This window comes from Caminicella sporogenes DSM 14501 (assembly GCF_900142285.1).
In the GTDB taxonomy this organism is placed as follows: domain Bacteria; phylum Bacillota; class Clostridia; order Peptostreptococcales; family Caminicellaceae; genus Caminicella; species Caminicella sporogenes.
Map to the genome: position 1 here is coordinate 20,233 of NZ_FRAJ01000006.1, position 25,295 is coordinate 45,527.

General features: G+C 27.4%; 29 protein-coding genes. 27 read left to right on the forward strand and 2 right to left on the reverse strand.

Annotation, left to right across the window (positions count from 1 at the left end):
• The first annotated feature begins 24 nt into the window (after positions 1-24).
• The gene (gene noc / locus BUA90_RS04050) at positions 25-828 is read left to right on the forward strand and encodes a nucleoid occlusion protein (RefSeq protein WP_072966119.1); all 804 of its coding nucleotides are present in this window, start codon (positions 25-27) and stop codon (positions 826-828) included.
• 47 nt (positions 829-875) lie between these two features.
• On the opposite strand, the gene BUA90_RS04055 is transcribed toward noc, so the two are convergent.
• A complete protein-coding gene (locus BUA90_RS04055) occupies positions 876-1,145 on the reverse strand; it encodes a TMEM165/GDT1 family protein (protein ID WP_072966120.1) in 270 nt (89 codons plus the stop codon).
• A gap of 321 nt (positions 1,146-1,466) precedes the next feature.
• On the opposite strand from BUA90_RS04055, the gene BUA90_RS04060 reads away from it, so the two are divergent.
• From BUA90_RS04060 to BUA90_RS04075, 4 genes are all read left to right on the forward strand, one after another.
• On the forward strand, positions 1,467-2,240 hold the full coding sequence (locus BUA90_RS04060; RefSeq protein WP_072966121.1) for a ParA family protein: 774 nt from the start codon (positions 1,467-1,469) through the stop codon (positions 2,238-2,240).
• The gene (locus BUA90_RS04065; protein ID WP_072966122.1) at positions 2,241-3,116 is read left to right on the forward strand and encodes a ParB/RepB/Spo0J family partition protein; all 876 of its coding nucleotides are present in this window, start codon (positions 2,241-2,243) and stop codon (positions 3,114-3,116) included. It abuts the gene before it with no gap.
• A 38-nt stretch (positions 3,117-3,154) separates the two neighbouring features.
• Complete coding sequence (locus tag BUA90_RS04070) at positions 3,155-4,300, forward strand: aminotransferase class V-fold PLP-dependent enzyme (protein WP_072966123.1); 1,146 nt, start codon at positions 3,155-3,157, stop codon at positions 4,298-4,300.
• Between the two features lie 251 nt (positions 4,301-4,551).
• Complete coding sequence (locus BUA90_RS04075; protein ID WP_242945034.1) at positions 4,552-4,818, forward strand: YkuS family protein; 267 nt, start codon at positions 4,552-4,554, stop codon at positions 4,816-4,818.
• A gap of 18 nt (positions 4,819-4,836) precedes the next feature.
• Here BUA90_RS04075 and yyaC read toward each other — a convergent pair whose 3' ends face one another.
• A complete protein-coding gene (yyaC, locus tag BUA90_RS04080) occupies positions 4,837-5,454 on the reverse strand; it encodes a spore protease YyaC (RefSeq protein WP_408608435.1) in 618 nt (205 codons plus the stop codon).
• A 218-nt stretch (positions 5,455-5,672) separates the two neighbouring features.
• On the opposite strand from yyaC, the gene BUA90_RS04085 reads away from it, so the two are divergent.
• From BUA90_RS04085 to BUA90_RS04190, 22 genes are all read left to right on the forward strand, one after another.
• Positions 5,673-7,673, forward strand: coding sequence for a sigma-54-dependent Fis family transcriptional regulator (locus BUA90_RS04085; protein WP_094756715.1), 2,001 nt, complete (start codon positions 5,673-5,675; stop codon positions 7,671-7,673).
• 250 nt (positions 7,674-7,923) lie between these two features.
• Positions 7,924-8,409: a Na+/H+ antiporter subunit E gene (locus BUA90_RS04090; RefSeq protein WP_094756716.1), complete on the forward strand. Its 486-nt coding sequence runs from the start codon at positions 7,924-7,926 to the stop codon at positions 8,407-8,409.
• Positions 8,410-8,414: 5 nt separating this feature from the next.
• Positions 8,415-8,684, forward strand: coding sequence for an MrpF/PhaF family protein (locus tag BUA90_RS04095; protein ID WP_072966125.1), 270 nt, complete (start codon positions 8,415-8,417; stop codon positions 8,682-8,684).
• On the forward strand, positions 8,684-8,980 hold the full coding sequence (gene mnhG, locus BUA90_RS04100) for a monovalent cation/H(+) antiporter subunit G (protein ID WP_072966126.1): 297 nt from the start codon (positions 8,684-8,686) through the stop codon (positions 8,978-8,980). The genes BUA90_RS04095 and mnhG overlap by 1 nt, the downstream gene beginning before the upstream one ends.
• Entirely contained in the window at positions 8,977-9,213 is a 237-nt protein-coding gene (locus tag BUA90_RS04105; RefSeq protein ID WP_072966127.1) for a hydrogenase subunit MbhD domain-containing protein, read from the forward strand. Before mnhG ends, BUA90_RS04105 begins: the two co-directional genes overlap by 4 nt.
• Positions 9,214-9,489 (forward strand): hydrogen gas-evolving membrane-bound hydrogenase subunit E, encoded by a 276-nt coding sequence (gene mbhE / locus BUA90_RS04110; RefSeq protein ID WP_072966128.1) that lies wholly within the window; start codon positions 9,214-9,216, stop codon positions 9,487-9,489. It begins immediately after the preceding gene.
• Positions 9,490-9,503: 14 nt separating this feature from the next.
• Complete coding sequence (locus BUA90_RS04115; RefSeq protein WP_094756717.1) at positions 9,504-9,932, forward strand: MnhB domain-containing protein; 429 nt, start codon at positions 9,504-9,506, stop codon at positions 9,930-9,932.
• A gap of 2 nt (positions 9,933-9,934) precedes the next feature.
• Positions 9,935-10,297, forward strand: a complete 363-nt coding sequence (locus tag BUA90_RS04120) for a sodium:proton antiporter (RefSeq protein ID WP_072966130.1) — start codon at positions 9,935-9,937, stop codon at positions 10,295-10,297.
• Between the two features lie 2 nt (positions 10,298-10,299).
• Positions 10,300-11,772 carry a complex I subunit 5 family protein gene (locus BUA90_RS04125; protein ID WP_072966131.1) on the forward strand — a complete coding sequence of 491 codons (1,473 nt, stop codon included), beginning with the start codon at positions 10,300-10,302 and terminating at the stop codon, positions 11,770-11,772.
• A 60-nt stretch (positions 11,773-11,832) separates the two neighbouring features.
• On the forward strand, positions 11,833-13,284 hold the full coding sequence (locus BUA90_RS04130) for a monovalent cation/H+ antiporter subunit D family protein (RefSeq protein ID WP_072966132.1): 1,452 nt from the start codon (positions 11,833-11,835) through the stop codon (positions 13,282-13,284).
• Positions 13,285-13,297: 13 nt separating this feature from the next.
• Positions 13,298-15,337, forward strand: a complete 2,040-nt coding sequence (locus BUA90_RS04135) for a complex I subunit 5 family protein (RefSeq protein ID WP_072966133.1) — start codon at positions 13,298-13,300, stop codon at positions 15,335-15,337.
• 277 nt (positions 15,338-15,614) lie between these two features.
• Positions 15,615-16,292 (forward strand): DUF1361 domain-containing protein, encoded by a 678-nt coding sequence (locus tag BUA90_RS04140; RefSeq protein WP_072966134.1) that lies wholly within the window; start codon positions 15,615-15,617, stop codon positions 16,290-16,292.
• A 114-nt stretch (positions 16,293-16,406) separates the two neighbouring features.
• Positions 16,407-17,477 carry an undecaprenyldiphospho-muramoylpentapeptide beta-N-acetylglucosaminyltransferase gene (locus tag BUA90_RS04145; RefSeq protein WP_072966135.1) on the forward strand — a complete coding sequence of 357 codons (1,071 nt, stop codon included), beginning with the start codon at positions 16,407-16,409 and terminating at the stop codon, positions 17,475-17,477.
• Positions 17,478-17,607: 130 nt separating this feature from the next.
• Positions 17,608-18,426: a VanW family protein gene (locus tag BUA90_RS04150; protein WP_072966136.1), complete on the forward strand. Its 819-nt coding sequence runs from the start codon at positions 17,608-17,610 to the stop codon at positions 18,424-18,426.
• A gap of 319 nt (positions 18,427-18,745) precedes the next feature.
• Positions 18,746-19,882 carry a THUMP domain-containing class I SAM-dependent RNA methyltransferase gene (locus BUA90_RS04155; protein WP_072966137.1) on the forward strand — a complete coding sequence of 379 codons (1,137 nt, stop codon included), beginning with the start codon at positions 18,746-18,748 and terminating at the stop codon, positions 19,880-19,882.
• Positions 19,883-19,975: 93 nt separating this feature from the next.
• The gene (locus BUA90_RS04160) at positions 19,976-21,091 is read left to right on the forward strand and encodes a SpoIIE family protein phosphatase (protein ID WP_072966138.1); all 1,116 of its coding nucleotides are present in this window, start codon (positions 19,976-19,978) and stop codon (positions 21,089-21,091) included.
• Between the two features lie 66 nt (positions 21,092-21,157).
• Positions 21,158-22,282, forward strand: a complete 1,125-nt coding sequence (locus BUA90_RS04165) for a DUF5711 family protein (protein ID WP_072966139.1) — start codon at positions 21,158-21,160, stop codon at positions 22,280-22,282.
• Positions 22,283-22,301: 19 nt separating this feature from the next.
• Entirely contained in the window at positions 22,302-22,991 is a 690-nt protein-coding gene (locus tag BUA90_RS04170) for a CvpA family protein (RefSeq protein ID WP_072966140.1), read from the forward strand.
• A gap of 142 nt (positions 22,992-23,133) precedes the next feature.
• Complete coding sequence (yedF, locus tag BUA90_RS04175; protein ID WP_072966141.1) at positions 23,134-23,724, forward strand: sulfurtransferase-like selenium metabolism protein YedF; 591 nt, start codon at positions 23,134-23,136, stop codon at positions 23,722-23,724.
• An 18-nt stretch (positions 23,725-23,742) separates the two neighbouring features.
• A complete protein-coding gene (locus BUA90_RS04180) occupies positions 23,743-24,015 on the forward strand; it encodes a putative Se/S carrier protein (protein ID WP_072966142.1) in 273 nt (90 codons plus the stop codon).
• A gap of 5 nt (positions 24,016-24,020) precedes the next feature.
• Positions 24,021-24,899, forward strand: coding sequence for a mechanosensitive ion channel family protein (locus tag BUA90_RS04185; RefSeq protein WP_200793481.1), 879 nt, complete (start codon positions 24,021-24,023; stop codon positions 24,897-24,899).
• Positions 24,900-25,006: 107 nt separating this feature from the next.
• The gene (locus BUA90_RS04190; RefSeq protein WP_200793482.1) at positions 25,007-25,201 is read left to right on the forward strand and encodes a DUF951 domain-containing protein; all 195 of its coding nucleotides are present in this window, start codon (positions 25,007-25,009) and stop codon (positions 25,199-25,201) included.
• The last annotated feature ends 94 nt before the right edge of the window (positions 25,202-25,295 follow it).

The window sequence follows — 25,295 nt, forward strand, 5'->3', positions numbered from 1 at the left end:
AGTATTAAAAAGGGGACGTTAGGAATGGAAAACGTTAATATAAATAATAAGGTTTTATATTTGCCAATTGATAAAATACTACCCAATCCTTATCAGCCGAGAAAGGACTTTTCAGAAGAAAGTTTAAAGGAGCTTTGTTCATCTATAAAAGCTTATGGAGTTATACAGCCTATTAGTGTTCGCAAAAAAAATGAAGAAGATTATGAATTAGTTGCTGGCGAGAGAAGATTAAGAGCTTCAAAGTTAGCGGGATTAGATTTGATACCGGCAATAGTAGTTGAAATGAGTGATGAAGACTCAGCTGTTGTTGCACTGATTGAAAATTTACAAAGAGAAGATTTGAATTTTTTTGAAGAAGCAGAAGGCTATTATAAACTAATTAATAATCACGGTTTTACACAGCAGGAACTAGCAGAAAAGGTTGGAAAGAACCAATCTACTATTGCAAATAAATTGAGAATATTGAAATTAGAAGATAAAGTTAAAGAAATTATTTTAAATAATAAATTAACTGAAAGACATGCGAGAGCATTATTAAAATTGCCAGATGAACAAACTAGACTTGAGATACTTCAAGTTGTTGTCAAAAAGAATTTGAATGTTAAGAAGACAGAAAAATTAATAAAAAATAAGTTAGAAGAGCTTAGTAAACCTCAGCAGCCTGAAAGAAACCAAACTATAAAAAGTGCGTTAAACTTTAGAATATATTTAAATACTTTAAAAAATGCTTATAATGCTATAGTTAATACAGGTCTTAAAGCTGAATATGAACAAATAGACCAAGGAGAGTATATTAAGGTAGTAGTAAAAATACCTAAAAACCAGTAAAGTCGAGTCGTAGTAAATACTACGACTTTTTTTGATTTTAATAAAATTTAAATTTTTCCTAAAAGAGTCAAAACTCCAATAACTATAAATGCACTTCCAGCTGTAAATTGGATTATATTATGAGATATGTATTTAGTTATAAAAGTACTTGCTATTATTCCTAAAAGTACACTTAAAATTAGAGCTAATGAAGCACCAATAAAGACCCCAAAATAAGATTTTGTTTGGGAGGCGAGCATCATAGTTTGTATTTGTGTTTTATCACCTAATTCTGCTAAAAAGACTAACCAAAATGAAGTTATAATTATTTTCCACATTAAAAACCTCCTGAAAAGATAAAATAATCTAATATTATATTTATTAAAAATAAATAAGAAATATGTATACAGAAAAAATATTTATCTATAAAGTTTGTTTTCTAGAAAAAAATTTTTATATAATAATTATTTTGGTGAATTAAAAATTAATTTAAAAAATTTATGTAAAAAAATTTAAATTTAAAATTTATGGTATAAAAAATAATATAAAATATTTTAAGACATTTTATTAAAAATTTCTATATAAATTTAGCAGGAATAAATTATTTTGAAAAAGAAAATATATAATACAGCCCATATATTAAAAGGGGAGTGAAGGAATTGGGGAAAGCGATAGCTTTATTTAATCAGAAAGGCGGAGTAGGAAAGACAACAACGAATGTTAATCTTAGTGCTTGTATTGCTATAAAAGGGAGAAAAGTTCTTATAATAGATATTGACCCTCAAGGTAATACAACTAGCGGTTTTGGTATTGATAAAGATAATACAGAATTTAGTATATATGATGCACTTTTAGAAAGTATTGACATAAAAAAATGTATATTAAAGACTAATTTTAATAATATATACATAGTTCCATCAAATGTACAATTAGCTGGTGCAGAAATAGAGTTGACAAATATAGAAGGAAGAGAATTTAGATTTAAAAAGATTATAGAAGAAATAAAAGATATGTACGATTATATATTTGTCGATTGTCCTCCTTCGTTAGGTCTATTGACTATAAATGCTTTAACTGGAGTAGATAGCGTATTAATTCCAATTCAATGCGAATATTATGCATTGGAAGGAGTTAGTCAGTTGATGAATACAATACAGCTTGTTAAAGAAAATTTAAATCCTAATCTTGAAGTTCAAGGAGTAGTACTTAGTATGTTCGATGGAAGAACAAATTTATCAATACAAGTAGTAGAAGAAGTTAAAAAATATTTTAGAGGGAAAGTTTATACAACTATCATTCCTAGAAATGTAAGATTAGCAGAAGCACCAAGTCATGGGTTGCCTGTGATAGAATACGATCCGAGGTCACGAGGTGCACAAGCTTATCTTGAACTTGCAGAAGAATTTTTAGAATTAGAAGAGGAAGTGATATAGTTGACAAAAGTAAAGAGGGGATTAGGTAAGGGGTTGAGTGCACTTATACCTCAAGGTTATAATCAATCCTTTGTCGATGAAAATAGTAAAGATGATAAAGTTATAAAAATGATAAAAATAAATAATATCAGACCAAATGAAAAACAGCCCAGGAAATATTTTAATGAAGAAAAAATAAAAGATTTAGAAGAATCTATAAGGGAACATGGAATAGTTCAACCTATTATTGTCCGCAAAATTCCAAGTGGTTTTGAGATAGTTGCAGGTGAAAGAAGATGGAGAGCGGCAAAAAATGCTAGTCTAAAAGAAATACCTTGTATTATAAAAGATTTAAATGATGAAGAAACAGTCAAATTATCTTTAATAGAAAATTTACAAAGAGAAGATTTGAATGATATAGAAGAAGCATTAGCGTATAAAAGATTGATTGATGAGTATAATATGACACAAGAAAAAATTTCAAGATTAGTAGGAAAGAGTAGGACTTATATAGCAAATACATTAAGATTGTTAAATTTAAGTCGTCATGTAAAAGATTTAATTATAGAAGGAAAAATAACAGGTGGACATGGAAGAGCACTACTTAGGATTAAAGATGAAAAGTTACAAAAACAAGTTGCATTAAAAGTAATAGAAGAAAATTTAACTGTACGAGAAGTTGAAAAATTTGTTGCAGGTTTGCTGGAGAAAAGTGAAAGGAAAGAAAAGAAAAAGGTTAATAAAGATAGCAATATTATTTTTCTTGAAGAAACTTTAAAAGAAGTTTTAGGGACTAAGGTAAATATTGTAAAGGGCAAGAAAAAGGGAAAGATAGAAATAGAGTATTATAGTGATGATGATTTAGAAAGAATAATTAATTTATTAAAAAATAATTAATGTTTCATGTGAAACAATTAAAAAAAGGATGTGATAAAATGATTTATTTAGATAATGCTGCGACTTCATTTCCAAAACCTGAAGAAGTGTATAAAGCTGTAGATGAATGTTTCAGAGTGTTTGGAGCAAATCCAGGTAGGTCAGGGCACAAATTAGCATTACAAGCAGGCAGAGCTATTTTCAATACTAGAGAAGTTATATGTGAACTTTTTAATATAGATAATCCTATGCAGATAATTTTTACAAGTAATGCAACAGATTCTCTTAACCTTGCAATAAAAGGGATATTAAAGAAAGGTGACCATGTGATAACATCTAGTATGGAACATAATTCAGTTTTAAGACCGATAAAGACATTAGAGGAAAAAGGAATAGAAAATACTATAATAAAATGCGATGAAAATGGATTTATAGATGTAACAGAAGTAGAAAAAAGTATTAGAAACAATACAAGATTAATTGTTATGACACATGCTTCTAATGTTACAGGAACTATAATGCCAATAGAAGAAGTAGGGAAAATTGCAAAAAAATATGGAGTATTTTTTCTTGTAGACGCAGCACAAACTGCTGGTGTATATGATATAGATGTAAAAAAAATGAATATAGATTTATTAGCATTTCCCGGTCATAAAGGGTTGATGGGTCCTCAAGGTACAGGAGGTTTATATATCAGAGAAGGATTAAATTTGAAGCAAATGAAAGAGGGCGGTACTGGAAGTAAATCTGAGTCTTTACTTCAACCTGAGATTATTCCAGATAAATTTGAAAGTGGGACACCTAATACTCCCGGAATAGTAGGTTTAGGAGCAGGTATAAAATTTATTTTAGATAAAGGAATAGAGAATATAAGAAAACATGAAGAAGAATTGACAGATTACATGTTAAAAAAACTTGCAGAAATAAAAAAAGTAAAAGTTTATGGACCACAAGATGCGAAAAAGCAGGCTTCAGTTATTTCTCTAAATATAGGTGATTTGGACTCATCAGAAGTAAGTTATGCATTAGATCAAGTGTTTAATATTGCAGTTAGGTCAGGACTTCATTGTGCACCTTTAGCTCATAAAACTATAGGAACTTTTGAACAAGGTACAGTTAGATTTAGTATAGGTTATTTTAATACTAAAGAAGATATAGATAAAGCTGTAGAAGCTATAAGAAAAATATGTAAAAAAACATATTAATTTATATTAGTTTTTAAGATTTGATATAAGTTAATGTTAATAATTTAAAGAAGTTAAATTTTTTAAAAAACTTTAAAGAGTTGATTAAAAATATTGTGATGTACAATTTGTAACTTAAAGCAGATAGAGTGTTAAAGAAGTATCTGGCGATTGAGAAAACATTATAGATTTAATGGTAAATATAAAAAATCTAAAACTAGAGTATATAAAGAGCACTTCCTTGAAAAAATAATACAAGGAGGTGTTTTTTAGTGAAAAAGACTATAATTGCAAATAATATTCCTTCTTATATAATTGAAAATTTGGAACATAGAGGATATAGGATAGTGGATAATTCATATGAAGGATATGTAGATGCAATTTTATTTGATAGCAATAATAGTTCTTTAGGCTATTTAAATGTATTTGACAATGTTATAGATATGAATTATGGAGTATTTTTAGTAGATGTAAATAACAAGACAATTGATGAAATAGAAAGTATATTATTGAATAGGAGTTATAGTTCAATATTTTAAAATAAAAAGAGCAGTTATTTAAATTAAACTGCTCTTTTTACTCGATTTTTCCTTTTCTCTTTGAAATGTTAAGAGTCCAAAATAAATGCTGCTGGCGATAGTTTCTGCCATATTCATAACAAGACTTAGTCTGGTATTTTGTAGTACTATGTATTCCATAAAACCTCCTAGATTTACTGTGCCGGTAATATTAATATCTCCTATGGCAGGTAGAGTTTTCTTTACACCAGCACCTGGTTTTAAGGGTCCTTCTGATACAGTTATATATCCTACTCGATCTATTTTCCCAAGACAAGCATCTATAGCAATTATAAAAGGATTTGGAAAAGAGTTATATATTAAATCAATAGTATCTTTTAAATTTTTTGCATGAACAGGTTTATCAAGAGTTCCAAAGACATGTACATTGTCAAAATTTTTTATGATTTTTTTTATTTTATAGCCAGTTAGAGGACCTAAACTATCTCCTGTTGAGCGGTCTGTACCAATGCATAGTAGAATAATATCGCTATGTCTATTAGTACAGAAAGTTTTTAAATAATAATTAAAAATGTTGGTAAAAGATATTACAGCTGTAGGGTCATTGATGTTTACTGTATTTTTTGAGTATAAGGTAGTAGTATTCAAAAAATTCACCTGCCTCATGATATATTTCTAAAATCAAATAGATATTTTTATACTAGAGAATATTCAGATGATATTTTAAAGGTTTAAAAATATATTTGTAGAATTTAAATATATATAGAAGTTTTCCCAACAATAAAAAAATAATACGTAAAAATATTGATTATTTTAATTGAAGAAGTTTTTTGTTTATAGTAAGATAAAACAAAGTAGATGGGGAGGTGTAGCTCTTGCCCGTTAAAGAAATGCTTGATAAAAATGATGAAATATTGAAGGTGTGGGAAATTTTCATAAAAAAAAATATACTTAAAGAAGGAGTTTTAAGAAAAATAATTTTTGATTCATGGAAGAGAAGTAAAGAATATGGAGTAAATCCATTAACAAATAAAGTAGATGTACATCTTACGAAAGAAGAATTAAAAGAAAAATATGAAAAATTTAAACCTCTTTTAAAAACTGCTAAACCATTTATGGATAGTTTATATAAAATAGTTGGACATTCAGGCTTATTAGTAAGGCTTACAGATAAAGAAGGATATATTCTTGAATGTATAGGAGATATAAGTTTAGTTAAACAATATGGAAATTTAAATATGTATAAGGGTTGTAATGTGAGAGAAGCAGTAATTGGTACAAATGCAATAGGAACAGCACTTTATACGGGAGAGCCTTTGCAAGTAATAGGAGCTGAGCATTTTTGTAAGCAGTATCACAATTGGAGCTCATCGGCGTGTCCCATTAGAGATGAATATGAAAATATAATAGGTGTAATAAGTATGACTGGGCCAAAAGAAAAGGTACATCCTCATACGTTGGGAATGGTAGTTGCTGCTGCAGAGGCTATAGAAAATGAATTAAAACTAGAAAAGATAAATAGGCAGCTGAGGTTAGCTAATAAACATTTTTATGCCATAATGGAGTCTATTTCAGAAGGATTAATTTGTATAGATAATGAAGGCATTGTTACAGATATAAATTTTTTTGCAAGAAAAGTTTTATCTTTGAGAGATAAAGATATTATTGGCAAGAATATAAAAACTATATTATATGAAGAATATGAAGATAAAATATTAAAAGTAATTGAAAAAGGCAGAAAATATGAGGAAGAGGAAATTTATTTTAAGTTAAAAAAAGGTAAAAAGCTGTTGTGTATAGCTACTGTAACACCTATAAAGGATAATATTTCAAATAAAGTAGAGGGAGTTGTAATAACATTTAAGGAAGCAAAGGTGGTTCACAATCTCGTTAATAAAATTGTTGGAGCTGAAGCAAAATTTACTTTTAATGATATATTAGGTCAAAGTGAAGGGATAAAAAAAGCAATTGAATTGGCAAAAAAATCAGCTAGATATAATACAACTGTACTTTTGAGTGGAGAAAGTGGGACAGGCAAAGAGCTATTTGCTCAAGCTATTCATAATGCAAGTTCAAGAAGAAATAAACCTTTTATTTTTTTAAATTGTGGAGCTATACCTAGAGAGCTTGTTGCAAGTGAATTATTTGGTTATGTTGAAGGAGCATTTACAGGTGCAAAGAGGGGAGGACATCCGGGAAAATTTGAATTAGCCGATGGAGGAACTATATTTTTAGATGAAATAGGTGATATGCCTTTAGATACACAAGCTAATTTACTTAGGGTGCTTGAAACAAAACAAGTAGTTAGAATTGGAAGTCATGAAGTTATTTCTGTAGATGTTAGGGTAATAGCAGCTACTCATAAAGATTTAGAAAAAGAAGTCAAGCTTGGAAACTTTAGACAGGATTTATATTATAGATTAAATGTAATGCCTATAAGGATACCAGCTTTAAGGGAAAGGAAAGAAGATATAAAAATACTAGTTGATTATTTTCTTGAGAAATTTTGTATAAAAATGGGTAAACAAGTAAAAGGAGTTAGTAATAGTTTTTATAAGGGAATGATAAATTATAATTGGCCCGGAAATGTAAGAGAACTGCAAAATGTTATGCAGCAGGTAATGAATGTAGTGGAAAATAATGAAATGCTATCTTTTAAACATTTACCTGTATATATAAAACCTACTAATTTATCTAAAAGTTTAGGAATAAGTGATAAATTACTTTCATTAGAAGAAGTAGAAAAGATAGCTATAGAAAAAACTATTTCTGAAGTAGGAGGAAATATAGCTTTAGCTTCTAGGATATTAGGGATTAGTAGAAGTTCTTTATATAGAAAAATTTATAAATATAACATGGAATATGTTTTAAAATAGCACATGTGTATTAAAATGAAACAATAGTGGACAAGTAAATTTTTAATATATGTATTAAAATGCAACAGTTGATGGGGAAAGGGTTGTTATTTAAATAACAACCCTTTTATGTTATTTTGATTAAAAATGAGAATAATAAGTAATATCAATTATTTCAAAGAGTTATTATAAAAATTGGCATGATATTTGCTCTTTATTTTATTGTATTTTGAAATTGAGTATTTAGATTTAAAGAAATTTGGAGGACGGTATGAAATATAGATTAGTAAATATTATTGTGTTATTAATATTTTTATCATTTTGGTTAATGCTGTCGGAGAAGATAGATATAGAATCGTTATTAATAGGATGTGTTATTTCATTTGCAGTTTATTATTTGAATAGAGATTTTATAATATTTTTTTCAGAAAAGAAATTTTTAAATATTCAGAGACTTGTATATTTGATTCAGTATTTATTTTTGCTTTTAAAGGAAATAATTGTAGCTAATTTTCAAGTGGCTAAAATAGTTTTAAGCAGAGAGTTAAAAATTTCTCCTAAAGTAGTAAAATTTAAAACTAAATTAAAAAATGATTTGACAAAGACTATTTTAGCAAATTCAATAACTCTTACTCCGGGAACTTTATCTATACAAGTTAATGATGATGAATTTATTGTTCACTGCTTATTAGAAGAATATGAATATACTTTAATTGATTCTAAATTTGAAAAGATTTTATTAAAGATAGAGGAGTAAAAGAGATGATAGAAAAATTATTTATAATCTCAACGATTCTGTTGGCATTTACAATAATTCTCTGTATTATAAGAGCGATTAAAGGACCGGGAGCTGCTAATAGACTTATAGCTATAAATGTTATTGGAACGAAAACGGTAGTTTTGATTTCAATAATTTCTTTTATACTTAAAGAAACTTACTTTTTAGATGTAGTTTTAGTATATGCTTTAATAAGTTTTTTAGCTTCTATAGTAATAGCTGAATTTATAAAAGAAAATAGGAGGAAATTTTAATGAGAGAAATTTTGATATTTATATTTTTATTTGGGGGATTGTTTTTTCTTACAGTTGGAACTATAGGACTTCTTAGGTTTCCAGATGTATTTACTAGAGCTCACAGTGCTGCTAAGTGTGATACATTAGGAGCTATATTGTGTTTAATTTCTCTTATTATATATGATGGTTTAAATTTTTCAGGTATAAAACTTCTATTAACTATTGTATTTTTATGGATTACATCACCGACTGCAACTCATCTTATAGCTAGAGCAGCCTATAATCAAGAGAATGGGAATGGTAAAAAGCTATGAAGATATTTAGTGTAATTATGCTTTTATTTTTAATAGGCTGTTCAATAGCTGTTTCAGCAATAAAAAATCTTCTTGGAGCTATTATAGTTTTTATGGCATACAGTCTTGTAATGGCGATACTTTGGCAGCAACTTAATTCTCCAGACTTAGCTATAACTGAGGCAGCAGTAGGAGCAGGAATAACAACTCTTTTGTTTATCCTTACTTTAAGGAGAATTAGAGGTGGAAGGTAGATGAGAAAATTATTTTCGATTATTTTAACGACAATATTAATATCGATATTGCTTATGGGAGTTAGTGAATCTTCTCATTTTGGACATGAGAATAATCCGGTTAATAATTATGTTTCTGAGAAGTATATAAAAGAGAGTATAGAAGATACTGGTGCTTTAAATATAGTAACGGGAATTATATTAGATTATAGGGCTTTTGATACTTTTGGAGAAGCTACACTGCTCTTTACAGGATTAATTGCAGTAATACTTGTATTGTTTAAAGATAAAACTTAATCTGGGAATAGGAGGTGTTTCCAATAAATAATTTGGTTTTAATAGAAGTAGGTAAAATAATAATACCTTTTATACAAATATTTGGGATATATATAATATTTTTTGGGCATTTATCTCCGGGTGGAGGTTTTGCTGGAGGAACTATAATAGGAGCTAGTTTAATTTTATATAGAATAGTTTTTGGCAGTGAAAAGATAAAAGATAAGCTTAATTATATTAATTTAATGATGTTAATATGCGGGGCTTTGATATTTTATGGAATATTAAAGGGATACAGTTTTATTTCTGGTGGAGCGCATTTAAATTTACCTCAGATTCCAATAGGAACTCCGGGCAATATTCTTTCAGGAAGATATTTGTTGCCATTAAATATATCTGTTGGAATAGTGGTAGCAGTAACTGTATATATTTTATTTACATTGTTTTATGAAGGTGAGATATAGATATGAAAGGGTTAATTATAAATTATTTTGAGACAGCATCAATTATATTATTTGGAGTTGGATTTGTTACATTATTACTTCATAATAATTTGATAAAAAAAATTATTGGAATGAATATTATGGATACGGCTGTATTTTTATTTTTTATTTCAAAAGGATATATATTTGAAAAGGAAGCTCCAATTATAAGAGAAATGCACAAAGGAGCAGCTGGATATGTAAATCCAATACCAACGGCATTAATGCTTACGGGTATAGTAGTTGCAGTGAGTATAACTGCCTTTGCACTATCTTTAACTCTTAAGATTTATGAAAAGTATGGAACGATTGAACTTGATGAAATTATGAAAATGAGAGGTGAATAAATATGGATATAATTAAGAATTTTCCTCTATTGATAATTATTATTCTATTTATAAGTGCTTTTTCGATGCCAATTATGAGAAAGAAAAAATTAGTAAAAAGTATTAGTTTGGCTTCCATGATGTTTTCAACTATTTTATCTGTATTGACTTTTATATATGTCAAAGAACATGGGGGATATGTATATAGAGTAGGACATTTTGATGCACCTTGGGGGATTGAGTTGCAAATAGGAATTATAGAAGCAATTATGTCCATATTATTTACCTTTATATCTTCAATAATAATATGGTATTCATTATACAGCTCTGAAAAAGAGATAAAGGATAGCAAAATTTCTTTATATTATACTTTGATAAATATACTGATTGGAGCTCTTCTTGGTATAGTATATACGAATGATATATTTAATGCTTTTGTTTTTATAGAGATAAGTACTATTGGGGCATGTGGAATAATTGTAGTCAAAGATAAAAAAGAAAATATAAAGGCTACACTTAAATATTTGATACTTAGCAGTGTAGGCTCTGGTTTGATTTTGATGGGAATAGCATTTATATATTCTTTTACTGGAAATTTAAATATGACTTTTATAAATAAAGAAATTATGAAAGTTGGAAGCTCTTATGGAAAGACAATGCTTATTGCATTAGGACTGTTTACTGCAGGACTAGGAGTTAAAAGTGCAATGTTCCCAATGCATGTATGGCTTCCAGATGCTCATTCAAATGCACCTTCTACTTCTAGTGCAATACTTTCTGCATTAGTACTTAAAGCTTATGTAATATTATATATAAAAATATTATATAGAATATTTGGATATGAGATTATAAAAATGTTTCCAATATTAGATATAGTACTAATTTTAGGAAGTGTGGGAATGATAGCAGGTTCTGTACTTGCAATATTACAAAAAGATTTAAAGAGAGTTATTGCATATTCAAGTGTTGCTCAAATGGGATATATTTTTTTTGGAATAGGATTAGGTAATAGATTAGGTTTGATTTCAGCTATTTTTCACATTTTAAATCATGCTGTAGTAAAGTCACTATTGTTTTTAGTTGCAGGAGCTATTGTTGAAAAGACAAGAGAAAAAAGTATTAAAGGTTTAAATGGAATAGGCAAAGAAATGCCTGTAACTCTTGGAGCATTTTCAGTTGGAGCATTGTCAATGGTAGGAATACCCATGTTTCCTGGATTTATAAGTAAATTTAATTTTGCTTTAGCAAGTATAAATGCTTCAAAGAGTATATTGGTTACTGTAATATTGATAAGTAGTCTATTAAATGCATTATACTATTTTCCAATAGTAATAAATGGATTTTTTGGAGAGGAAAATTTAAAAGATAAAATATTAATGAAAAAGGAATTGTCAATAAGTAGATTATTACCTTTAATAGTTTTAGTGATAGGAGTTTTTTATCTGGGTATTGCATCAGGAGGACTGTTAAATATTTTAGAAAAGGCTGTTATTTAACTAAAAAAGATTGCAACTTAAAATATGGAATTTGATTATTTTGTAGGGAGGTAAAAATAATTGAAAAATTTTTTAATACTCATCCCTATATTTTTTCCACAAATAGCTGCTCTCATTATGGGGATTATAAAATTTAAGAGTGATAAAAATAGAAATATTTATATATCTACAGTAGTTATGTTAAACTTATTTTTTATTATAGGTATTCTTATCAGTAATAATTTAAGAGAAATACATTTGATTAAGATAAATAGTTTTTTAGATATATATTTTAAAATTGATAGACTCGGCATATTATTTGTTTTACTGGCATCTATATTATGGATATTTACTACTTTCTATTCTTTTGTATATATGACTCATGAAGGAAATGAAAAAAGATTTTTTATTTATTTTATGCTTACTTTAGGTGTAACAGTTGGAATAGCTTTTTCAGGAAATTTGTTTACATTGTATCTTTATTATGAATTTTTAACACTAGCTACTTTTCCACTTGTAATACACAGTGGAAGTAAAGAAGCTCTAAGAGTAGGGAAGAAGTATTTGATATATTCATTTAGTGGAGCAACATTAGCATTATTAGGAATAATATTGATATTTAGTATAAGCAATAATTTAAACTTTGTAGAAAATGGAGTTTTACAAAATATTAGTATAGATAATCCTAAACTTTTATTAACTATTTATATGGTTATGTTTATAGGATTTGGAGTTAAAGCAGCTCTTGTACCACTACATTCATGGCTTCCTGCAGCAATGGTAGCTCCTACTCCTGTTAGCTCACTACTTCATGCTGTAGCTGTTGTAAAATCTGGAATATTTGCACTTATCAGAATAAGTTATTTTATATTTGGGTCAGATGTACTGAAGAAAATACATGGAAATTACTATATAAGTATTTTAGTAATATTAACCATTTTAATGGGTTCATTACTTGCACTTCATCAAGATAATTTAAAAAAGAGATTGGCATATTCTACTGTCAGTCAGTTAGGGTATATTTTATTAGGAATAGTTCTTTTAAATCAAAATTCATTAACGGGGAGTTTACTTCATTTGGTAAATCATGCCGTAATTAAAATAACGCTTTTCTTTTGTGTAGGAGCAATTTATTTTAAGACTGGTAAAAAGTATATACATGAAATAAGAGGTATTGGAAAAGAGATGCCAATAACTATGTGGTGTTTTACTATATCTTCAATATCTTTAATTGGAATTCCTCCAACAAATGGATTTGTAAGCAAATGGTACTTAGCTCTTGGAGGACTTGGAGAAAATAAAGCTGTGTTTGTAATAATATTGCTTTTAAGTGCACTGCTTACAGCGGGGTATTTGTTGCCGATAGTCATAACTGCTTTTTTTCCGGGTGAAGAAAAGAATATAGTAAAAAAAGAACCAGATTTGTCAATGCTTATACCAATAGTTTTATTAACTATTATAGTAGTTTTTCTAGGACTTTTTCCAAATGTCGTTTTGCATTTTATCCAGAGTATTGTTAGAAATATAGTTTAGGGGAGGTGGATTGATGAGGGGAAATTTAATATTACTGGTGATATTTATAATTCCATTAATAGGTTCATATGTCGGTTGGATAATTGGGAAGAAAGAAGAAAGGTATAGAGATGTATTTAATATATTTTTAACTGGAATGGAACTTGTAATAGTAACTTTTTTATATAAGAAAGTAACCGTCAAACCTATGGAATTGTATGTGCCAGATATAATGGGTACGGGACTTCATTTAAAGCTAGATGTATTTAGATATATTTTTGTATGGGTAACAGTTTTTATATGGTTTTTGACAACTATATATTCTACACAATACTTGATAAAGTATAAAAATAGAAATAGATACTATGCTTTTTTTATGTTAACTCTAGGAAGTACTTTAGGAATATTTTTGTCAGAAAATCTTTTGAACTTGTTTACTTTTTTTGAAATAATGTCTTTTACTTCATATATATTAGTAATTCATGATGAAGATGAATATGCACATGAAGCAGGTCGTTCATATATTTCCATGGCAATAATCGGTGGTTTAATACTTTTAATGGGACTTTTTTTACTATTTGACTATACGGGAACGGTAGAAATAAGTTTATTAGCTTCTAGATTTATGTATTTAGATAATATAAAATATATTATTACGACTTTAATAATAATTGGATTTGGAGTAAAGGCAAGTATGGTTCCACTACATGTATGGCTTCCTAAAGCCCATCCGGCTGCACCAACTCCTGCAAGTGCAGTTCTTTCAGGTATATTAGTTAAAACAGGTATATTTGGAATAATGATTATGGTAAATATAATTATGCAGGGAGATATAGCTGTGAGTACGGTTATAATGGTAATGGGATTTATCAATATGTTTCTTGGTGGTTTTTTAGCACTTTTTCAGAGAAATACTAAGAGAATTCTTGCATACAGCAGTATGAGCCAAATGGGTTATATATTAGTTGGATTGGGTTTAATTGGGATTCTTAAAGAACATAAGGAAATTGCTATTTATGCTACACTTTATCATATATTTAACCATGCCATATTCAAAGTATTGCTATTTCTTTGTGCAGGAATTATATATATGATAATTCATGATTTAAGTATAAACATAGTAAGGGGTTTTGGAAAGCATAAAACTATTTTAAAAATATTATTTATCATAGGTTTTTTTGCCATAATAGGAATGCCCGGATTTAATGGTTTTATAAGTAAGACTCTTTTACATGAAGCTCTTGCACAAGCACATCATAAGCATCACAGTATTTGGTTTACTGTAGCTGAAGTTGTATTTACTATAAGCAGTAGTTTTACGGTAGCTTATCTTTTAAAAATATTTGTTACTATTTTTTTAGAAGAAAGTGAAAAATACAGGGGACAGTATAAGAGCCATATTAAGAAAAGAGCTGTAATTCCTATGCTTATATTAAGTTTTATGATAATATTTATAGGACTGCAGCCAAATATATTTTTACGTTTTTTAGATGGAGCAGTGAAAAATTTTGAAGGACATGTGTATTTAAAAGAACATTTTTATACTATTAGTAATATTAAAAATTCAATCATACCAATGATAATTGGTTTAATAATATTCTTTGGATTTATAAAAAAATATCTCAGAAGAGAAAGTGAAGTAGGTCCTGTATATGTTAATCCATCTTTAAATTGGTTTAAATTAGAAGAAAATTTGTATATACCTGTTGGCAAGACGTTATACAAAGTAAGCTCTGCAATTTTTCATGTAATAGATAGAGGTGTAGTAAATATAGTCATGCATATTACAGATGCTTTAAAGGCTTTAAGTGGCATTAAAATAAAGAAACCTGAAATAATGACAAGAAAATTTAAAAGACCTAATATATTTAATAAAGAGTATATAAAGCGGCAAAAAGAAAGATTTCAAGAGTTTAATGCATTTAAAAAGGAGAAAGTAAAAGAGTATAAATATGAGTTAATAACTTTTTCAGATATACTCGAAGGAGTTAGAAATAGGTTAAATAGTATAATTTATGCAGTATTTATATTTGCAGTAATGATTATAATTATTTTAGCTTTATTATTATTTTAAAGTTTGAGGAAATTTTTTATTTTCCTCAAACTTTTTAAATTTTAAAATTTGTAAGTCAAAATAAAAAATATGGAGTTAATAGTTTTTTATATTGGCTAGATATGATTTTATAGGAAGAAATAAGATATTAGATTTTATTAAATATAATTATACACAATTGCAGATATTATTTTTTGTAAAAATTGTGTTAATTAATAAATTATGTAAATCATATTATAATAAGAGTATAATGTAGAAGTAAAGATAAAGAAGAAAATATGCAAGGGAGTGAGATTTAATGGAGGATAGAGATATAAAATCAATCCTCAATGTATTAGTTTTATTATCAATTATAGGGAGTTTAATGGTTATAGCTAGAGTATTAACATTAAAAAGCATAAGATATGTTTTCTTAATATGGAATATTTTTTTAGCATGGCTGCCATTGGTATTTTCAATATTATTATTCAAAAATATTAAAAAGAAAAGACCGGTAATTATATTTTTAATCAGCTTTTTATGGCTTATTTTTTATCCAAATGCTCCATATATAGTAACAGATATTATTCATTTAAGTAGGTATAAATTCTATTCATCTGTTAGCTATGAATTAAATTTTAATAAAAATATTAAAATATGGTATGATTTTATTCTAATAATGATATTTGTATTTACAGGTTATATACTTGGATTTTTATCACTAAATATAAATCATAAGATTGTTAAAGAAAGATTGGGCAGTACTTTAGGGTGGCTTTTTATAGTCATTATATCTTTTTTAAGTGGTTTTGCTATATATTTAGGAAGATTTTTAAGGCTTAATAGCTGGGAGATAATATCTAATCCTCGTATGTTAATCATAACAGTGCTAAATAGTATTCGTATGGAATCACTTATATTTAGTGCCATGTTTGGATTTTTTATATTTATAACTTATATTTTATTTTGTAGTTTAAGTTGTATAAAAAGCAGATAAAAAATAAAATATTATAGGAAATTATTTTAGTTTATAATTTTTTTAAATTTAGCTATTATGTAATATATTTAGATAAAAATTTTGCAAATTAATAAATTTTAAAGGAGTGGAAAAGTGAAGCGTATAGTAATGACAGGTGGAGGAACATCAGGACATGTAACTCCAAATATAGCATTATTTCCAGTTTTAAAGAGACTTGGCTTTGAGATACATTATATAGGAACAAGAAATGGTATTGAAAGGGGATTAATTGAAAGAGAAGGTATTCCCTATCATATAATAAGTGCCGGAAAACTTAGAAGATATTTGGATATGAAAAATGTTTATGATGCTTTTAGAGTTATGAAGGGATTTGTAGAAGCTGTGTCTATAATCAGAAAGATAAAACCAAATGTAGTTTTTAGCAAAGGTGGATTTGTTTCATCACCTGTTGTGTGGGCAGCATCTGTAAATCGCATACCTGTAATAATTCACGAATCAGATTATACTCCCGGACTTGCAAATAAAATATCTATGCCATTTGCTAAAAAGATATGTTATACTTTTCCGGAGACAAAGCAGTATATTCCAGATGATAAAGGGATTTTAACTGGAATTCCAGTTAGGGAGAGTCTGCTAAAAGGTAGTAGAGAAAAAGGATTGGGTATATGTGGATTTATAGAGAATAAGCCTGTTATTGTAGTGATAGGAGGAAGTCAAGGTTCTAAAGTGCTTAATGATTCTATTAGACATAATCTTGATTTTATATTAAAAAAATTTCAAGTATGTCATATTTGCGGAAGAGGTGGAGTAGATAAATCATTAGAAAAAGTTAGAGGATATAAACAATTTGAGTATATAAATGAAGATTTATCTCATATATTCGCAATGGCTGATTTAGTTGTATCAAGAGCTGGAGCAACTACTATATTTGAGTTACTGGCACTTAGAAAACCAAATTTGCTTATTCCATTATCTAAAAAGGCTAGTAGAGGAGACCAGATATTAAATGCTAATTCATTTAAAAAGCAGGGGTTTAGCCATGTATTAATGGAAGAAGATTTGAATGATGAGAATTTTTTAAATAGTTTATATAAAGCATATAGTAATCGCAGGACAATGATAGAAGCTATGAGGTCTAGTGATATTAGTAATGGTATAGAAAAAATTATTGAAGTAATTCAATGGGCGACTGAAAATAGATGATGTAAGATGGCAAAGTAAGATTTTTTTAATAAAGTGTTTTGTTGACATGATTACACACCTTATATAAAATAAAAGAGAGGTTTTAAGGAATAAATTTACAATTTTTATAATTATAAGGTGTGATTTAAAAATGAAAAATGTAAAACCTATAAAAAGAACACAGCTGAGAATAACTTTGGGAAAATTGTATTATACTTATAGACGTTATATAGATTGGTATTTTAGTGGAAAAAAATATTCTAAAAAGCGTTCAAAAAATTTGTTGCCGATAATAGTTTTTGAGCATAAAACACCATTATATAGAAAATTAAAAAATGTAGATATGTGGATGCAATATAATAAGGTTAATAATTTGAAAATTGCAGTAAGTAAATTAAATGGAGTTATTATAAAACCGGGTGAAATTTTTTCATATTGGAAGCTTATAGGGAAACCTACAAGGAGAAAGGGTTATTTAGATGGTATGGTTTTGTTTTATGGAGGGTTTAAAGCAGGTGTTGGAGGAGGACTTTGTCAGCTTTCAAATTTGATATATTGGATGACATTACATACGCCTCTTACAGTTATTGAAAGATATAGGCACAGTTATGATGTTTTTCCAGATTCAAATAGAACTCAGCCTTTTGGAAGTGGTGCTACATGTGTATATAATTATAGAGATTTACAGATTTTTAATGATACAGATGTAGAGTATCAGTTGCATGTATATTTAACTGATGAATATTTAGTTGGGCAGTGGAGGTCGGTAGAAAAACCGATTTATAAATATAGAGTATATGAAAAAAAACATTGGATTACTCATGAGTATTGGGGAGGATATGTAAGACATAATATAATCCACAGAGAAAAATTAGATATAAATGGAAATTTGATAGACGATGAATATATTACAGAGAATCATGCTATTATGATGTATCAGCCATTTTTAGAAGGAAATTTTGCAAAATAATGTATTTTGATTAAAGTCCTTTACTTTAAATTAAAGTAAAGGGCTTTAATTTTTAGAGTAAAATTAATACTATACACAAAATAAAAAAGTTAACCACAAAATATTGTGGACTATGTGGATAAAAAACACAAAATAATAGATTTATCCACAAAACTTAAATTAATATGATAATAATATTAACTTAAAGTTTAGTTTAAATTCTAGGCAAAGATATCTAGAGTTTATTTTTATATAAAAATCAGAGTAATTGTTGTATAATGAATAAGAATTGACATTAAAATAATTATAAAATTTATATTAAACAAGTAGGAGAGATAGTATGGCAAAATTTGAACTCATAGCTACATCAGCTTTTGGAATAGAAGCTTTAGTTGCAAGAGAATTGAGAAATTTAGGCTATGATAATATAAAAGTTGAAAATGGTAAGGTGACTTTTGTAGGTAATGAAGAAGCTATATGTAAGTCTAATTTATGGCTTAGATGTGCAGACAGAGTTTTTCTTAAAGTTGGAGAATTTAGAGCTACAACGTTTGAAGAGTTATTTCAGCAGATTAAAGCTTTACCTTGGGAAAATTATTTGCCTGTGGATGCAAATTTTCCTGTAAATGCAAAGTCAGTAAAATCTCAGCTTTTTAGTCTATCAGATATACAAGCTATTAGTAAAAAGGCAATAGTTGAGAGAATGAAAGAAATATATTTGAAAGAATGGTTTGAAGAAAGTGGCAGTAAATATCCGATACTTATATCTATTTTAAAGAACAATGTTACAGTAATGATAAATACAAGTGGAACAGGACTTCATAAAAGAGGATACAGGGAAATTGGAAGTGAAGCTCCTTTAAAGGAGACATTGGCTGCTGCAATGATAATGATTAGTAGATGGAAGCCGGATAGACCAATTATAGACCCGTTTTGTGGTTCTGGTACTATACCAATTGAAGCAGCTCTTATCGGTAGAAATATAGCTCCGGGATTAAGTCGTACTTTTATATCTGAAAAATGGGATATGATTTCAGAAAAAATATGGAAGAAAATTCGTAAAGAAGCATATGAAGCTATAGAATATGACAAAGATATGGAAATTTATGGTTATGATATAAATGGAAAGATTGCGAAGATAGCTATAAACAATTCTATTAAGGCAGGAGTAGACGATTGTATACATATTCAAAAAAGACCTGTTAGTCAATTAAGCACAAAGAAGAAATATGGTTATATAATATGTAATCCACCTTATGGAGAACGTTTAAAAGAAAAAAAAGAAGTTGAAAATTTATATAAAGAAATGGGAAAAGTATTTAGAAAGTTGGATACATGGTCATACTATATACTCACTTCCTATGAAAAATTTGAGAAATGTTTTGGTAAAAAAGCAGATAAAAATAGAAAACTTTATAATGGAGGAATAAAATGTTATTATTATCAGTATTTTGGACCTAAACCTCCTAAAAAATAATGTAAAGAAAATATATATGAATATCTGTGGTAAATCTATATAAATTACTGTAAAATAATAATTGAGCTAAAAATATAAAAATGGTGAAGAAGTATGGAAAAAATATTGAAAAAAGAGCTTGAAAGGCAAAGGCGTTTTACAGAAGATATACTTGCGGGAATGATAGACCTTGTGAGGGTAATAGATAAAAATGGAAGAGTAATATTTATTAATAAACCAATGAAGGATTTTCTTGGAGATATAACTGGAACAATTTGCTTTAAAGCATTAGGGAAAACTCGCAGATGTGAAGTCTGTATTTCACAGAAAACGATAAAAGAAGGCGTTATTGTTAAAAAAGAAGAAGTTGTTGGAGATAAAATTTTTTCAGTTATAAGTTCTCCTATAAGAGATGAAAATGGAAATATTTATTGTTCTGTAGAGGTATTTAGAGATATTACAGAGAAGAAAAAGATGGAAAATATTATACTTTCTCAAAATCTTAAGATGAAAAGAGATATAAATTTTGCAAAAAATATTCAAAATAAAATATTGCCTAAAGATGGTATATATAATGATGCTGTAAAAATATGTTCTAAATACATACCTTGTGAAATGTTAGGTGGAGATGTATTTGATATAATAAATATAGATGAAGAAAATATAGGTATTTATATAGCTGATGTTGCTGGACATGGTGTTACGGCTTCTATAATGACTATGTTTATAAAACAGGCTATAAAGAATCTTGGAAAAAAAGCAAAAGACCCTGCATATACTTTAAGTTATTTGAATTTAAGATATAATGAACTTGGATTAGATGACCATTATTATGTAACTATATTTTATGGAGTTTATAATAAAACTACAAGAGAAATTACTTTAGTTAATGGAGGGCAAAACAGCACTCCAATAGTTATTAGGAAAGATGGAATTGAGGAAATTTTTCTTTCAGGTTTACCTATATGTACTTTATTTCGTGAATTTAGGTATACTGAAAAGAAAGTAAAACTCGAAAAGGGAGAACGTATATTATTTTATACAGATGGTATTATTGAAGCTAAGAATAAAAGAGGAAAATTATATGGAGATAGAATATTAAATGTTTGTATGGAAAATTTGAATAGTAGTAGTGAAGAAATAATAGAAAAAGTCTTAAAAAATGTTATGGATTTTTCTGCTGGAAATATAGATGATGATATAGCTATTATGATGATGGAAGTAATATGATATAATAAAACCGGGTATATTCCGGTTTTTTTAAATATTTTAATATCCATTTAGGAGTGAAATATTTTGAATAAAAGAAAGAGAAGGAAGAAGATAAATTTTTTAAATATTATAATAGGACTAGTATTTATAGTACTTATTTTTAATAAATTTTTTCCTGTATTAAAAACAGTATTGAAAGTAGGAGAAGTTTCTCTAGAGAAGAAGAATTCTATTTCATATATAAATAAAAACGATAAAAAAGGAGTAGTAGAAGTTTTAAATGATTATATTGTAAAGATTGAAAATAATACTATTAGTTTGTTTGATAGTGAAGGAAATGACCTTTGGCAGAGAAAATTAAATGTTCAAACAGCAGTAGTAAGACAAGCTATAGATAAAATAATAATTGCAGATTGTGAAAGAGGAGAAATAATATATTTAGACTATAAGGGTAATATTTTAGGAAATATTCAAATAAATAAGAAAATATTTAATCTAAAACTTAATAGAGAAGGCTATCAGCTCATAACAACTGAAGAAAATGAAATTTATGTGATAAATAATAAAGGAGAAATTATTTCAAATATAAGTGTACCAAAAGGAGAAATAATAGATGGACATTTATCTAATGACCACAATATGATTGTATTAACTATATTAAATGTTGAAGAAAATAATTTTTATAGTAATGTTTTATTTTACTCTTTAGAAGGAAAAATTATTTCAGGTAAGAAGTTTAGTGACAGGATTATATTAAATTTATTTTTTGATGATAAAGCAGAAGTATTGGGATTAGGAGATGGTGAAATATTTAAGATTAATAGCGAGGGGAAATTATTGTGGACTAAAAAGATAGAGAATACATTGAATTTAGGAAAAATAAGTAATAAAGGGAGTATAGTGCTCAGTTTGATAAAGAAAAGAAATCCAATAATAGATACTAAAAATAGAAGTGTTATTAGTAAGATGAGCGCAGATGGAAATATTTTATTTACTACGTCAGTTGTAGGAGACATAATTAGTATAGACATAAAAAAGAAAAATATTGCGGCAGCGACAAAACGAACTATATATTTGATAGATGATAAGGGAAATTTGATTTTGGAGAAAAAAATAAATAAAGATATTAAAAATATATGTTGGATTTCAGATAAATTTTTAGCGGTAATTTTTAAAGAAAGAGTAGAAGTAATGAAAGTTGATTATTAAAATTTTGGAGGTAAAATTTGTGAACTGGGTAGATGTTTTTTTCATATCTATAATAGCTATAATGGGATTAAGAGGTCTTTATATGGGATTAGTTTTATCCTTTTTTAGTATAGCTAGTTATATCTTTGCAGGAATCGCTGCAAAAATATACTATCCTATATTAACTAATTTTATATTAGAAAAAACAAATTTAATTACGAAAATTCAGTCATTTATATTGGAAAAATTAAAAATTTTAGCAGTTGGAAAAGATGTTTTTAAAGGGACAGAGCAAGTCAATATATTTAAAATAATGAATTTTCCTAAAGCACTGCAAGATTTATTGCTTAAAAGTGATACGCTTCAGCAATATAATCAAAATGTAATGGATAATATGTATAACCATGTATCTTTAATTATAACTAAGATGATTGTGGACCTTATTAGCATAGTAGTTGTTTTTTTATTAGTAAAGATTTTATTGAATATTATTGGGTTTATACTAAATAGTATAGCTTCACTGCCAGTCATTAATTCTTTTAATAGATTAGGCGGGTTAATATTTGGCATTTTAAAGGGAATTATCATAGTATATATAATATTTGCATTAATTACACCTATTACTGTCTTATCCTATGATAATTCTATAGTGGAGAGTTTAAACAATTCATATTTGGCAAAATATTTCTATGATTACAATATAATTTTAGATATGCTTGAAGGTTTATAACTTCTATGTTTTAAAAAGTTAGATTTATAAATAAAATTAATACAAAATTACATATTATAAATAAAAATTATAAAACAAGTATAAAAAAAGTATTATAATAAGTCATAATGAAGAATTTGATAAAAAATTTGGAGGGATATATATGAAGTTAGAGGTAGATGCAAGGGGAATGCAATGCCCAAAACCTGTAATTGAAACAAAAAAAGCAATGGAAAAAATTAATGAGGGAACTATTATTACTATAGTTGATAATGAAGTGGCAAAAGAAAATGTAACTAAACTAGCTAAGAGTTTAAATTGTGAAGTAGAAGTAAAAGAGATAAATGGAGATTTTTATGTTAGTATTTATAAGGGAATGGTACACGAAGAATATGTACCTGAAGATAAGACAGATACAAAAGATTTAGTACTGTTAATAGGAAAAGATATAATGGGAGATGGTTCAGAGGAACTTGGTAAAGTATTAATGAAAGGATACTTTTATACTTTAACTGAAATTAAGCCATATCCTAAAGCAATTTTATTTGTAAATAGTGGAGTCAAACTTACTACGGAAGGTTCAGAAGTTATAGACCATATAAGAAAGTTAGAAAGTGAAGGTGTAGAAATATTATCCTGCGGAACTTGTTTAGATTATTTTAATTTAAAAGATAAACTTGTTGTAGGTGGAGTAACAAATATGTATACTATAGTAGAAAAGATGAGTGAAGCTAAAAATACTATAACACTTTAAAAAAAGGAGATAGATACATTGGAAAAAGAGTTTTATGTAATAGCCTTTGAATCTACTCATTATGCAATTATGATAGAAAGAAAAATTAAAGAAAAATTTAAAATACATACTGTACCAACCCCTAGGGAAATAACTGCAAGTTGTGGTTTATCGATAAAGTTTGATTCTGAATATTTAAGTAAAATTTTAGAAGAGTTAAGAAAAGAAAATGTAGATTATGATAAAATGGGTATATATAAGATAAAGAGGAAAGGAAGTAAGAAAGTTGCAGAAAAAATAAACTGGGGGTAATATAGTTGGATTATGAAAAAGTTTCATCGGAATTAGTTAATAATTTTAAAGATGTAATAATTACTTATACTAATCCGAGTATAATTTCAAGTGTTTTATTTGGTTTAATAAAAATAGTATTAATATTAATAATAGCTAAAATGGCTATTAAATTTTTAGATGTAGCAATAGAAAAATTTTTTGATTCAAGGGATAAATTGAAATTAAAGCTTGAAGAAAATAGAGTAAATACATTAAAGGGTGTATTTAAAAGTGTATCTAGATATACCATATATTTTATGGCAGCTATGCCCATTCTTGATACTGTGGGAATAGATATAAGAACTCTTATAGCAGCAGCTGGAATAGGAGGCCTTGCAATAGGTTTTGGAGCACAAAACCTTGTTAGAGATGTAATTACAGGTTTTTTTATACTTTTCGAGGACCAATTTACAGTAGGGGATTATGTAGAACTGGATGGTAAATCAGGTATAGTTGAAGAAATGGCATTGAGGGTTACTAAAATTAGGGATTTTAATGGGGAACTTCATATAATTCCTAATGGAGTTATTTCAAAGGTGACAAATAGATGTAGAGGGAATATGAGGGCTTTAGTTAATATAAGTATAGCCTATGAAGAAGACATTCAAAATGCTATAAATGTTTTAAATAAAACGAGTAAGGAAATATTAAAAGAAACTAATGATATAGTAGAAGGTCCTATTGTTTTAGGGGTTACAAATTTTGGTTCGTCTGATGTAGTTATAACTGTTATTGCAAAGGTCAAGCCTATGACTCAATGGGCTGTTGAAAGACTTATGAGACAGAGATTTAAAGAGGCCTTTGATAGAGAAGGAATAGAAATTCCTTATTCTAAGATGGTTGTGTATATGCCAGAGAAGTAATTAATAGACTATTATAAAGGAGTATTTAAACTTTATAGTTTAAGATGTGGAAAATGGAAATTAAAACTACTTAAGTTTTTCGAAAAGCTTGTAGGGAGGTAGTTTTTATGCCTATGGATTTAAGAGTTGGCGATATTATTGAAACAAGAAAGCAGCATCCGTGTGGAGGAAATAGATTTGAAATAATGAGGACAGGTATAGATTTTAGAATAAGGTGTTTTAAATGTAATAAACAAATATGGATAACTAGAAAAAATCTTGAGAAGAGAATAAAAAAAGTTGAAAGAAAAGAAGATGAATAGAAATTAAAAAAATATATAAAAATATGTATGAGGTAGCGTATATTGAATATTCTTGCATATTTTTTTATATATTTACAAAAAGATTTTAAAATTT